The organism is Halarcobacter sp., assembly GCF_963676935.1.
GTDB lineage: Bacteria > Campylobacterota > Campylobacteria > Campylobacterales > Arcobacteraceae > Halarcobacter.
In genome coordinates, this window is sequence record NZ_OY781470.1 from 1,437,284 (window position 1) to 1,450,117 (window position 12,834).

The 12,834-nt window shown below is 26.1% G+C and carries 13 protein-coding genes; 2 read left to right on the forward strand and 11 right to left on the reverse strand.

Features of this window, described 5'->3' with window-relative positions; genetic code table 11:
* Positions 1-23: 23 nt before the first annotated feature.
* Positions 24-512, forward strand: coding sequence for a hypothetical protein (locus ACKU4C_RS06990; protein WP_321315641.1), 489 nt, complete (start codon positions 24-26; stop codon positions 510-512).
* Here ACKU4C_RS06990 and ACKU4C_RS06995 read toward each other — a convergent pair.
* From ACKU4C_RS06995 to bamA, 6 genes are all read right to left on the reverse strand, one after another.
* Positions 493-1,947 carry a transglycosylase SLT domain-containing protein gene (locus tag ACKU4C_RS06995; protein ID WP_321315643.1) on the reverse strand — a complete coding sequence of 485 codons (1,455 nt, stop codon included), beginning with the start codon at positions 1,945-1,947 and terminating at the stop codon, positions 493-495. The genes ACKU4C_RS06990 and ACKU4C_RS06995 overlap by 20 nt on opposite strands.
* 11 nt (positions 1,948-1,958) lie before the next feature.
* The gene (locus tag ACKU4C_RS07000; RefSeq protein WP_320034008.1) at positions 1,959-2,237 is read right to left on the reverse strand and encodes a YggT family protein; all 279 of its coding nucleotides are present in this window, start codon (positions 2,235-2,237) and stop codon (positions 1,959-1,961) included.
* Entirely contained in the window at positions 2,234-3,499 is a 1,266-nt protein-coding gene (gltX, locus tag ACKU4C_RS07005; RefSeq protein ID WP_321315646.1) for a glutamate--tRNA ligase, read from the reverse strand. The genes ACKU4C_RS07000 and gltX overlap by 4 nt, the downstream gene beginning before the upstream one ends.
* Before the next feature lies 1 nt (position 3,500).
* A complete protein-coding gene (locus tag ACKU4C_RS07010) occupies positions 3,501-4,739 on the reverse strand; it encodes a pitrilysin family protein (protein WP_321315648.1) in 1,239 nt (412 codons plus the stop codon).
* Between the two features lie 64 nt (positions 4,740-4,803).
* On the reverse strand, positions 4,804-5,874 hold the full coding sequence (locus ACKU4C_RS07015) for a dehypoxanthine futalosine cyclase (protein WP_321315650.1): 1,071 nt from the start codon (positions 5,872-5,874) through the stop codon (positions 4,804-4,806).
* A complete protein-coding gene (gene bamA / locus ACKU4C_RS07020) occupies positions 5,874-8,108 on the reverse strand; it encodes an outer membrane protein assembly factor BamA (RefSeq protein ID WP_321315652.1) in 2,235 nt (744 codons plus the stop codon). The genes ACKU4C_RS07015 and bamA overlap by 1 nt, the downstream gene beginning before the upstream one ends.
* Before the next feature lie 107 nt (positions 8,109-8,215).
* On the opposite strand from bamA, the gene ACKU4C_RS07025 reads away from it, so the two are divergent.
* Complete coding sequence (locus ACKU4C_RS07025; RefSeq protein WP_321315654.1) at positions 8,216-9,046, forward strand: prephenate dehydrogenase; 831 nt, start codon at positions 8,216-8,218, stop codon at positions 9,044-9,046.
* Here ACKU4C_RS07025 and folP read toward each other — a convergent pair whose 3' ends face one another.
* Genes folP through ACKU4C_RS07050 form a run of 5 tightly spaced genes read right to left on the reverse strand, consistent with a single transcriptional unit; the run spans position 9,047 to position 12,781 of the window.
* A complete protein-coding gene (gene folP, locus ACKU4C_RS07030; protein ID WP_321315656.1) occupies positions 9,047-9,856 on the reverse strand; it encodes a dihydropteroate synthase in 810 nt (269 codons plus the stop codon).
* The gene (locus ACKU4C_RS07035) at positions 9,857-10,489 is read right to left on the reverse strand and encodes a DNA polymerase III subunit delta' (protein ID WP_321315658.1); all 633 of its coding nucleotides are present in this window, start codon (positions 10,487-10,489) and stop codon (positions 9,857-9,859) included.
* Positions 10,490-10,509: 20 nt separating this feature from the next.
* Positions 10,510-11,061: a HobA family DNA replication regulator gene (locus ACKU4C_RS07040; RefSeq protein ID WP_321315660.1), complete on the reverse strand. Its 552-nt coding sequence runs from the start codon at positions 11,059-11,061 to the stop codon at positions 10,510-10,512.
* A 9-nt stretch (positions 11,062-11,070) separates the two neighbouring features.
* A complete protein-coding gene (locus ACKU4C_RS07045) occupies positions 11,071-12,282 on the reverse strand; it encodes an aspartate kinase (RefSeq protein ID WP_321315662.1) in 1,212 nt (403 codons plus the stop codon).
* A gap of 4 nt (positions 12,283-12,286) precedes the next feature.
* Complete coding sequence (locus tag ACKU4C_RS07050) at positions 12,287-12,781, reverse strand: RNA pyrophosphohydrolase (RefSeq protein WP_321315664.1); 495 nt, start codon at positions 12,779-12,781, stop codon at positions 12,287-12,289.
* Positions 12,782-12,834 lie beyond the last annotated feature (53 nt).

A 12,834-nucleotide genomic window follows, 5' to 3' on the forward strand; every position in this document is an offset into this window, starting at 1 on the left:
ATCAATTATTTGGAGATAATTAAATGAATAAATATTATTCACTTTTACCTATATTTTTAATTATGGTTTTATCAGGTTGCAGTAGCAAAACATCTATGGAATATTTTACAAAAAATCCTGAAAGTGCCTTATCCGTTCAATACACAAAAAAAAGAGATATATTACATAATAACGAAGTAAAAGCAATGATATTTGCCACATATTTAAATAAAATTTCTACAAAATATGAAAATGAAAAATTAAATAGTTTTATTGTGGGAATACACTATGCAAATGTTGATAATAATGATTTAATAGAAAATCGTTTCTTATTAACTCTTAATGAAGAAGCTCCTCTAAGTTTAGTTAAATTAAAAGAAGACTCAGATTTTTTAAAAAATATTTCATTAAAAAATAAATGGGCTTCTTATTATCTTGTACACTTTAAAAATATTGATGATCAAGTAAAAAATTTAAATTTAAAATTAACTCATCCAGTGTGGGGTCAAACTATTATAAAGTTTCTAAAATAGCCTTAATAGTAGTAAAATCTTTTTTATTTTCTGATAATTTATTATAATATAAGACGTACCAAAGAACAAAGTTTTGTTTGTTATCTATGTTAAGTAATTCAAAATTTAAGTATTTACTTAAAGAGTGTTCTAATTTATAAGTTTTTATTTTATTCAATTCTTTATTAGCATTATAAAAAGAGATAAAAGTCTTTAAGACATCATTATTATTTTGATTTGCTAAACTATCTAAATATTTATTCATATATTTAATATTATTTTCTATTGTAAAAAAGTTGTTGATATTATAAGATAAGTTATTTTGTAATGTAATCTTTTTTATAACATTAGAGTCTAATTGAAATATGCCTACATTAAAATCTTTAGAAATCTTATTTCTATCAAAATTTGATTCTATTTTTGCAAAAGAGTAAAGTAGTGCTACTCTTTTAAGATTATAATCATTTTTAATACTATTAATCTCATCTATTTGTAAAATATTAATATTAGAATCATCTAATTTATTCCCTAATAGCTCATTTGCATAATATGAATAAAAATTAAAATTGTTACTTATTGATAATTTTTCTAGTATATTATTATCTTTTGTAATCAGATATAACCAAAAGTCTATTTTATCAATTTGGAATTGCTTTTTTTCATTTTTTTTAGCATCTAATAAATATTTGTATGCCTTATTGTAATCTTTTAAAATAATAGAGTTTATAGCAAAATAAAATAAAGATTCACTATCTAATTTTGAAGTATCTTCGAAATCTTTAAATGTTTTTTGAAGAAGATTCAAAGTAGGGTTTGTTAATGAAACTTTTAAGAATTCTTTAAATTTACTATTATTATGAATTTTTTTTAATGTTCTTTTTGGAATTTTATAATTAAAATAATTTTCTCTAAATCTTTCATCTACCCCTAAAAATATATCATAAAAAATATCTTCATTTTGCACAATTAATTTTGTAAAAGGGATAGGGGAAGCTAGCACCTTAAGTTTATTACTAAATAAAGGGTATTTGTTTTTAATCTTTTGAATAATAGTATTAAGCTCTAGAGATGATAGTTTTGAAGCTTTTTTTAGTGTTAAGCCATTTACTATACAATCAGAGTAGCTATGGATTAATTGTTTGTAATCCATTTGCATGCATTGTGCAACTGCTTTTGTTTCATCATGATCATATTTTCTAGAAAAATTAAAAAATAATTTATTATTAATATTATCAATTAAATTCAGTATATTAAAAGCTTCATTACTAGAGATGTCAGTTTTTAAGTATTCATTAATATAAAAATCTCTTGTTAATCCTTTTTTCATATTAGAAATATAGTCATAATTTAATTCATTATTAGTATTAATAATATTTTCTTGTAAAGGTGAAGTTTCAATTATATCATTAGCACATAATAAATGTGCTAAGAATAATGATAATAAAATTTTTCTCATTTTAAACTAAATTACATTCCCATAAATAGTCGTCCTAAAAAAGTTTCTAGGAAAATTAATGCAAAAATAACGATTAAAGGAGCTAAGTCCATACCACCAACAACTGTAGGGATAAATCTCCTTACAAAAGCATATGCTGGTTCTGTTAATCTATATAACATTTGAACAATAGGATTATATGGATCAGGTCTAACCCAAGATAATAATGCTGAGATAATAATTACCCATTTATAAAGTGAAATAACAGCTAAAATAACTGTAAAAACTGAACCTAAAAATGCATCTATCATTTTACAATTTCTCCTAAATAGTTTTTAATTAATGGATAAATATCAGAAATATCTGGTCCATTTTCTTTTCCTGTTAAAATATATTTTAAGGGTTTAATATATTTATCTTTTGATAAATTAATTTCTTTAGATATATAATCTTGAAGAGAATCTAATCTTTCGAAATAAGGAGCTTTTTTAATACAATTTTTTAATTTATCAAAAGTTTCTTGATTTTCATCATATATAGTTTTAGATGAAAATACTTTTTCTATATTTGTTTTAATTTCTTTTATTGTACTTACTTCAGTTAAAAAAAGCTTAGCAAGCTTTCCAATATCGGTATCTGCAAACCCTAATATTTTTGAAAGTCTTAACTCATCAATAAGTTCAAGATGTTTTTTATTTAAATTTTTTAATTCTTCTATATTAAATTTGACACTTTTCTTTGGAAACTTTTCTATATCAAACCATTCTAAAGCTTCTTCCAATTCAAATACTTCTTTTGGTGTCTTATTTCCAAGAGATAATAGATAGTTTGCAATTGCACTAGGTAAAAAACCTTCATCAATTAAATCTTTTACTAAAACATCATTTTCTAATTTTGCTAAATGTATATATTTAATCTCTTTATCATAATTTAAAGATTCTCTTAAATATATTTGTCTAGGTGTATCAGAAATGAAATCTTCATCTCTAATTACAGTAGAAATATTATAAAGCATATCATCGATGGCACATGCATAGTTATATGTAGGTAACTTATCATGTGTTAAAATTCTAAAATAATCTACTTCAAAAGGTTTAAAACTAAGTTTACCTCTTAATTCATCATTAAAACTTATACTTTCTTTTGGCTTTTTAATTCTTACAGTAAAAGGTGCATTACAATTTAATACAGTTTCGTCAGATAAAGTCTCACAAAAACCATCATAACTGTATTTCTTACCTTTTTCCTCTGCTTTTTGTTTTAATTCTTCTAATTTTTCATCAGAACAAAAACATGCAAAAGCCTTTTTTTGAGCCATTAATTGCATTGCTAACTTTTGATAATATTTTAAATTCTCGCTTTGATAAATTATACTTGAGTATTCAATTGAAAAAAGATTGATTAAATCAATAATCTCTTTATCTTTTCCCTCTATATTATTCTTTTTATCAATATCTTCTATTCTAATAATCAATTCTTCATCAGTTTTTTTTGACAACATATAATTAAATAGAGCCACTCTTAAACTAGATACACTTAAATCTTTTGTTGTATTTACAGCAAATCTTAACAATCTATTTCCTTACTATTGAGAATGATAAATTATTTATCTCTTTATGAGATTTAATATATTTATTTAAAGCTTCTAATTTAAGATTTTCTATTTTTTCTAACTCTTTTTTATTATAATCTTGACTTAAGCCTTTGTAGAAAAGTGTAAAAGCTCTATTTAGTCTTTGAGAAAGTGTTTCAGTTCTTAAAGGTTCACTTCCTAATAAAAACTTTTTAGCTGAATCCAGTTCATCTTTGCTTACACCATTTTTAACAAACTCATTTACTAAAGATTGAACTAAATTTTTAGCTTCATCTGCACTTTCCAGTTTTGTTTGAAGATAACCAGTAAAATAAGAATAAGACTTATTAATAGAAACATAACCATACGCAGAGTAAGCTAATCCTCTTTTTACTCTAATCTCTTCCATTAATCTAGATCCAAAACCACTTCCACCTAATATAAAAGAAGCCACTTTTGCCATATATGTGTCTTCATCTTTTACATTAACATTAAAAGGACTACCAAAATAGATATATGCTTGTTGAGTATCTTTTATAGTCTCTTTAGTTATAGGTTTTGAAGATGGGCTTATTTTTATCTCTTTATTCTTATTTTGTGCGTTTAAAACCTTTATACTATTTTTTATTTTTGAAATAATCTCTTCATATTTAAAGTCTCCACCAACTACAATTATTAAATTATTTAAATCTAAATTGTTTTTTAGCTGTTTTTCAACATCTTCAAGTTTTATTTTAGAAATAGTTTTAATTGTTCCAGAAGAAGGGTTTTCTAAAGGAGTGTCTTTAAATATTAATTTTTTTAAATTATTTGATGCAACATAATCAAAATCATTTTCTTTTCTTTTTAAAGAACCAGTTTGAATAGTTTTGATTTTTTCTAAAACATCATTACTATAGTTTGGATCTTTTAATAAATCACTTAATAGTTTTAAACCTTTTTCATGAACATCTTTTAAAGATGATAACTCAATAACAAATGTTTCAAAACCATTACTTGTATGTAGTGAAATTGCAGAATTTTCTAGCTTTTCAGCAAATTTAATACTTCCCAGTTTTTTTGTACCTTCATTAAGTAATTTTGCACTAATTGAAGTAAGTCCACTATGCTTTTTATCTTGCATATATCCAGAATTTGTAAAAACTAATTGTAAATTTAATATAGGTAATGATTTTTCTTGTTCAAAAACAACAGGAATATCTACACCTTTTATATTTATATGCTTTATTATAGCACCCATCATAATTCCTTGTAAAAATAAAAGTATTAATATTAATTTAGAGATTCTATTTTTCATGGGAAAATTAGAACCTCTCTAAGATTTCGTAAGCAGTATTTCTTTTTGCAGGGTTTTCACCCACATCTTTTATTAGTTGTATCATTTCATCTTGATTCATACAATTAGTTGCACCAGCCGCTGCTACAACATTTTCTTCCATCATTGTACTTCCTAAATCATTTGCTCCAAATTTTAGTGCCATTTGACCTATATAACTTCCTTGAGTAACCCAAGAACTTTGTATATTTGGAAAATTATCTAAATATAATCTTGAAACAGCAAGTAATCTTAAATATCTATTTGAAGATTGTGGTTTTAAATCAGGAATCTCTTCTTTTAATTTTGTATTTGCACTTTGAAATGACCACATAATAAAAGCTCTAAATCCACTTGTTTCATCTTGTAATTTTCTTATCATTTCCCAATGTTCAATTATCTCTTCATCAGTTTCAACTGTACCAAACATCATAGTTGCTGTTGTTTTCATACCAATTGAATGTGCCAATTTATGAACCTCTATCCACTCATCACTATCAATTTTTCTAGGAGCGATTATATCTCTTACTCTATCAGAAAGTATTTCTGCTCCTGCTCCAGGGATAGAACTTAAACCTTTAGCTTGTAATCTTTTTAGAACCTCAAGTTTAGAAATTTTTGAAACCTTAGCAATATAACAAATTTCAATAGCTGAGAAAGAATGAAGAGTAATTTGAGGAAATTTTGTATGAATATGTTCCACTAAATCCTCATAATAATCAATTTTAAGTTTTGGATGAACTCCACCTTGCATAAGTATTTGTGTTCCACCAATAGCAAGTAATTCTTCTATTTTTTTATCTATCTCTTCATATGATAATACATAAGCATCATCATCTTTTCCATGTCTATAAAATGCACAGAATTTACAATCTACCCAACATACATTTGTATAATTAATATTTCTATCTACTACAAATGTTGTTACACCTTTTGGATGCAACTGTTTTTTCTTTTCAGTTGCAAGTTTACCTAAATCTACTAAAGAAGCATTTTTTATTAAATCCAATGCTTCTTCGTTTGTAATTCTTCTATTTTTAATATCTATTTTTTTAACCATTAGAAAGATGACCCCAGTGCAAATTCAAATGATGATGTATCATCAGTAGGTTCATCATCAATAGGTTGAGCAAAAATCAATTGTAATGGACCAAATGGTGATTTCCATTCAAAAACAGCACCAACACTTGATCTTTTAATATCTGTAAATGAATTTTGACCAATCATCCCATAATCATAAAAAACTCCCCATCTCATATCTGTTAAATCAGCAAATGGGAAACTTAACTCCAATGAGTTTGCAAACATTTTCTTGTATGGTTCTTCAATTAATGGATCTTGAGGACCAAATGCACTAGATTTAAATCCTCTTAAAGTTTTTGTTCCACCTAAATATAAAGAATCCCCTTGATTAATTCTTCCTCTATCAAGAAGGACATTTATTTGACTTCTATATCTAAAAATCCAATCTAAATCATATAAATCAGTTAAAGAATAAAAATATTTAAAGTATGTTTTACTTTTAATATATTTAGAATCACCACCAACTCCTGCATATTGTAATGATGTACCAGCTTTCATACCATACCTTGGTAAATAATAATCATCTGTATTGTTAAATGATAAATATGGAATTATAGAACTTGATGTATAATCTTGATCCACAGCTTGTGTACCTGTATAATTTAAAGAATATTCATAATCCTCTTTAATAAAATCTAATTGGTATTTAACTCCAGCATAAAGATTTCTCATAATAGCTCGTCCAACACCAATAGACATACCTTTTGTTTTCTTGGTTAAATCATAGTATGATTTATCATACTCATCTTCAACATTGTATAAGTTAAAACTACCTGAAAACTTACTATCACGAATTGAAGGGTTATCAAAAGACAAATTAAATTTTGTTTCAACAGCTGACAAATCTGCTGTTAAAGTTGCTGCAATTCCTGAACCAAAAAGATTCTTTTCTTTAATTGAAGCATTAAACATTAATTTATCATAAGAACCATAACCTCCACCTAAAATAATATTCCCAGTTGGCGCTTCTTTTACTTTAACTACTAAATCCATTTTATCTTTAGTAATTCTTTTTTGTTCAATTCTTACATCATCAAAATAACCTGTTCTAGCTAATTTATTTCTTGACTCTTTAAAATCTGTCATAGAAAATAAATCACCAGGTGCTAAATAGATATTTCTTCTAATAACTCTATCTAAAGTTCTACTATTTCCTGTGATTTTAACATCTCTAATATATACTTTTTCTCCAGGTACCGCTCTATATACAATATCTACTGTGCCATTTTTTTCATCTTTTTTAATATCATAAGTTACATTTGCAAAAGCATATCCTAAATCTGCAATTTTAGTTTTTATAAATTCAGCATCTTTTCTAAGCTTTTTAATATTAAATACTCTATCTTCTTTTAATTTTAATTCATTATAAAAGAACTTAGGTTTAACAAGTTCAGATTGTATATAAATTTTAATTTTATTTGTATAGTATTGTTTACCTTCTTCAATATAAAAATCTAAGTCAGCTTGATTTGATGCAAAATCAACTTCTAAGAAAGGATTTTCAACTTTTGCATCAATATAACCATTTTCAAAATATAATTCTTGAATTCTTTTTCCATCATATTTTAACTGGTCAGCTTTTAACTCTCCATCATTTTGTGTTATAAACCAAGAGGCAAACTCTTCTTCTTTATTTGCAGTTACTCTTTCAAAATCTCCATTATCTAAATCTTCGGCACCAAAATAGTTAACTTTTTTAATAACAATTTCATCACCTTTATTTATATTAAAAGTGATAGAAACAGCATTTTCATTTAAATTCTCAACTTCAACTTCAACTACTGAATTAATGTATCCTTCTTTTTCTAACTCTCTTAGTAATTCTTCTTTTGCTTTTTTTACCTTTTCAGTTGAATACATTGTACCCTTACTAAGACCAATTTGTTTTTTTAAACCTTCTAAATCTTTATCCCTAGTTTTATATCCAAGAATATCTACATTAGCAACTGAAGGTTTTTCTTTAAAGAAAAACTTTAATACTCCATTATCATTTTGTACTGAAATATCTTCAAAATATCCATATTTATAAAAATCTTTTACAGCTTGATTTATTTTCACTAAACTTAATTCCTCGTCTTCATTAAGACTAAAAGTTTCTTTTGCAACAGTAGGAGAGATCTTTGTTAAATTAATATACTCTACAGACTTAATTCCTTCAGCATTTAAAAGTGATGCGAAGGCTATTGATAATAAGATACTCTTTTTTTTCACAGTAATCCTTAAACTTATTATTTCAAACGTAGAATATATCTAAATAAACTTTATAGGATGGTTAAGATATAATCACCTTTTAAAACAAAATTGTAAAGGTTATAAAATTGAATATAGGTATTATTGGATTAGGTCTAATGGGAGGTTCATTAGCAAAAGCATTGAAAAAATATTTTATTGCAAAAAAAATATATGGCTATGCAAGAAGTGATAAATCAAAAAAAGAGATTGAAGAATTAAATTTAGTTGATGAATTAGTTGATATTGAAACTTTAAAAAAAGAGTGTGATTTAATCATACTAGCAATCCCTGTTGATAATATTATCTCTTTTCTTCCTGAGTTAGAAGATATTAATAAAAATACTACAATAATGGACTTAGGTTCAACTAAAGAGTTTATTATTGAAAATATTCCGTCATCTATAAGAAAAAATTTTATTGCTGCACACCCTATGACAGGAACTGAAAAATCAGGACCTAAAGCAGCTATTGATGACTTATATGAGGGAAAAACTGTTGTACTTTGTAATCTAGAAGATAATGACAATCTTCACGTAAATAGGGCATTTAGACTTTTTCAAGAAATAGGAATGAGAATTGTAGTTATGGATGCAAATGAACATGATGTTCATGCTTGTTATATGTCTCATCTTCCCCATGCAATATCTTTTTCATTGGCTAATACAGTTATGGATTGTGAAGATCCAAAATCTATTATTGCATTAGCTGCAGGTGGATTTAAAGATATGAGTAGGGTTGCAAAATCAAGTCCAGATATGTGGACAGATATTTTTAAACAAAATAAAAAAAATCTTTTAAACTCAATGGAAAAATTTGAAAACCATATGAAAGAAGTAAGAATTATGATTGAAAATGAAAGATATGAAGATTTAAAAAAATGGATGAAAAAAGCTAATTCTTTACATGAGATACTTTAACTAAAGTATCTCAGTACTATTTATTGCTTCTTGTAGTTTTATTGCTTGATAATGTTCTTTTACATCATGACATCTAATAATTGAAGCCCCATTATTTATAGATTCTAAATGAATTGCTAATGTTCCAGGCAATCTCTCTTCTACAGAAGAAGAAACAACCATATCAATCATAGATTTTCTACTTGCTCCAATAAGTAACTCATACCCAAAATGTTTAAAATATTCTAAATTTTTTAATAATAAAAGATTATGGTGTAAGTTTTTACCAAAACCAATCCCTACATCTAAAACTATATCATCAATACCAAAACTTTTTGCTTTTGATACTCTTTGCTCAAAAAATTCATCAACTTCTTTAACTACATTTTCATAAGTAGGGTTTTCTTGCATCTGTTTTGGATTACTTTGCATATGCATAATAATAACTTGCGCATTATATTGAGCACTTATTCTACAAACTTCATCATTTTCAAGTCCAGTAATATCATTAACTATTTTAAATCCACAATCAAGTGCATACTTTAAAACTTCTGGTTCATAAGAATCAAGTGAAAATATAGCTTTTTCAAAAAGTTTTTGTTTATATATTAAATCTAAAATTGGTTTTAATCTTCTTAATTCTTCTTCTTTACTAACAACTTCACTTCCAGGACGACTAGATACTCCACCTAAGTCAATAATATCTGCACCTTCAGATATTAATTTTTCTATATGTTTTATTGCATTTTCATTTTGAAATCTACTTTTATAAAAAAATGAGTCTTCATTTGCATTTACAACACCCATAATTTTTGTTTTAAATGTTTGCATCTATAACCTTTTTTTTCTATTTAACAACATTAGTAAAACTGAAGTAAGTATATTAATTGGCCTAGAGTTTAACTCTAGAAGTTTTATTGATTTAGAAAAGAGTTCAAGCTCTTTTTGATTTAAGTCAATCTTTTTTGAATTTATCTTGAACATTATTGATTCAATTAAGATTTTCGCATCATTTTTAGTGATTCTTTGATTCTCTTTTAAAAAGGTATACACATCTTTTAAATCAAAATTAACAATATCTAAATCTATTTCATTTCTAATAGATGTTGATTTATAAAACTTGTGAGGAATTCTTGAAAAAATTGTAGGAAGAATTGAAGATTTAGAATTTGTAATAATAATAAATACAATATTTCTAGGAGGCTCTTCTAAAACTTTTAATAGTGAATTTTGAGCTTCACTTCTAAAAGATTTACCAACTAAAAATATATATTTTTTTTCATTTGATGAAATATAGGCTTCTTTTACTGCTGCATGAGCTTGTGCTAAAAGGAATTCATCTTTTTGTTCATTTCTAATTATTCTAATATTATGTTTTGAATAATGAGGTAAAAGAGAATTTAAAGTTTCATCTAAATCACTAACTATTAAAATATGTGATGAATCAATCTTTCTATCTATCATAAAATAGTTCTTTTTGCTTTTTAATTTTCAACATTAATTTCTGCAAATAATGCTGCACTTAAAGTTTTATCATATAGCCTATACATTTGTAAAAGTTTCATATCTAGTGCTTCATCTTTAGTTCTTAAATTAAATGCATCTTGAATCTCTTCATCAAACATCCAAAGAAAAGAGTTTTTAGTAAATTTTGGTAAAGTTGCTCTAACATCATTACTTTTACCAATATACCAAAAACAATATCCATTTGGAAAAGAGATATTTAACATATCTTTTATAAAACTAATATCATCTTCTGTTTTTAAATCATCTAAATCTTTATAGAATGATTTAAAATTATAGAAAGGTAAAAAAGGTCTATTTTGCTTATGCGAATTTAAATTCGTTAATATATATTTTAAAAACCAATCTCTTTCACTATCTGTAATAATTAAAACAGAACAACCTTTTTCAAAAATGTTAATTATTGATTTTGAAACTAAAGGTACCCATTCATATTTTTTTTCTTCAAGCCAAGGGGAGATAAGTCTATCTTCCCTTATAGTATCAACAGTCCAGTTTAAAAACTCTTGCACTAGAAATACCTACTTATCTAAGTTATATGCATCGTGAAGTGATCTAACAGCTAACTCTGCATATTTTTCTTCAATAATCATTGAAATCTTTATCTCACTTGTAGAAATTATTCTTATATTAATATTTTCTTTAGCTAAAGCACTAAATGCTTTTGAAGCTACACCGGTATGAGACTTCATACCAACCCCAACAATAGATACTTTACAAATAGTATCATTATAATCTATTTTGGCAGCTTCTTCTTTAAATGTAGCCATCACATTTTTACAAATTTCCCAATCAGTTCTTGGAATTGTAAAATCTAAATCCGTTTTACCATCAGCACCTCTTGTTTGTACAATCATATCTACATTTATATTTGCATCTGCAAGCGCTGTAAAAATTGATGAAGCGATTCCTGGTCTATCGATAACTCCATACATTCCAACTCTAATTTGATTCCTATCTAATGCAATACCACTTACAACAGGTTTTTCCATAATATTTTCTTCCTTAGTTATTAGCGTACCTTCAACTTCTGGCGTAAAGCTGCTTCTTGATACTAAATTTACATTTAATTTTTTCGCCATTTCTACAGATCTATTTTGTAAAACTTTTGCTCCTAAACTAGCAAGCTCTAACATCTCATCATAAGAAATTTTATCAAGCTTTTTAGCTTTAGGCTCAATTCTTGGATCTGTAGTATATATACCATCAACATCTGTATAAATTTCACAAACATCAGCTTCTATTGCACCTGCAATAGCAACTGCAGTCAAATCTGAACCACCTCTACCTAAAGTAGAAACTCTATTTGTATTTTCTGTTACACCTTGAAAACCAGCAACGATGATAATTTTACCCTCGCTAATAGCATTTTTCATATTTGTTGTATCTATTGATTCTATTCTAGCTTTTGTATGTGCATTATCTGTTACAATTCCAGCTTCTCGTCCACTCATTGAAGTAGTTTTATAACCCTGTTCATTTAAAGCAATAGAAAGTAGGGCAGATGTAACTCTCTCACCTGAGCTTAATAACATATCAATTTCAGATGGATTAGGATTTTTTGAAAAACTCTCTGCATACTCTATAAGTTTATTTGTCTCACCACTCATAGCAGACACAACTGCAATTACATCATGTCCTTCATTTTTTATTTGTTTAATAATTTCAGCAACATTTTGTATTCTTTCAAGTGTGCCGACACTTGTTCCACCAAATTTTAAAACTTTTAACATCTTTTTAAATATAACCTTCTTTTTTAAAATATTTCAATACTTGCTTATATACTGTTCTTTTAAAAAAAGTAATATAATCATATATTTTATTTGTTGGTACAAATTTATATTCACTAAATTCTGGAATTTCAGTGTTAATATTTATTTTTGCACCTTTTTTTAATTTAACCAAATAATACTTTTGTATCTGTCCATCAAATGGATACATTTTTTTTGCAATAGATGGGGGGAAGTCGTAACTAACCCATTTAGGATACTCAGCAATAATCTCTATCTCTCTAGTACCAATCTCTTCTTCTAACTCTCTAAAAAGTGCTTGTCTAGAGTTTTCTCCTTCATCAATTCCACCTTGTGGAAATTGCCAAGCATTCTCCACATCTGTTCTTGATGCAATAAAAACTTCACATTTTTCAGGATATTTAGCTGATAATACAATTGCTGCGACATTTGGTCGATAATTCTTATCTTTTTCTAGTTCTTCGTTTTTTTTATCAGTCATAAATAATAATTCCCTTATAATTAGCCAAAAATTATAATAAAATTAGGATTAAA

Coding starts and splice junctions, on each gene's coding strand:
- ACKU4C_RS07050 (WP_321315664.1), bottom strand. CDS start 12,781: ATGACTGATAAAAAAAACGAAGAACTAGAAAAAGATAAGAATTATCGA.
- ACKU4C_RS06995 (WP_321315643.1), bottom strand. CDS start 1,947: ATGAGAAAAATTTTATTATCATTATTCTTAGCACATTTATTATGTGCT.
- ACKU4C_RS07000 (WP_320034008.1), bottom strand. CDS start 2,237: ATGATAGATGCATTTTTAGGTTCAGTTTTTACAGTTATTTTAGCTGTT.
- ACKU4C_RS07045 (WP_321315662.1), bottom strand. CDS start 12,282: ATGTTAAAAGTTTTAAAATTTGGTGGAACAAGTGTCGGCACACTTGAA.
- folP (WP_321315656.1), bottom strand. CDS start 9,856: ATGCAAACATTTAAAACAAAAATTATGGGTGTTGTAAATGCAAATGAA.
- ACKU4C_RS07010 (WP_321315648.1), bottom strand. CDS start 4,739: ATGGGTGCTATAATAAAGCATATAAATATAAAAGGTGTAGATATTCCT.
- ACKU4C_RS07035 (WP_321315658.1), bottom strand. CDS start 10,489: ATGATAGATAGAAAGATTGATTCATCACATATTTTAATAGTTAGTGAT.
- ACKU4C_RS06990 (WP_321315641.1), top strand. CDS start 24: ATGAATAAATATTATTCACTTTTACCTATATTTTTAATTATGGTTTTA.
- ACKU4C_RS07015 (WP_321315650.1), bottom strand. CDS start 5,874: ATGGTTAAAAAAATAGATATTAAAAATAGAAGAATTACAAACGAAGAA.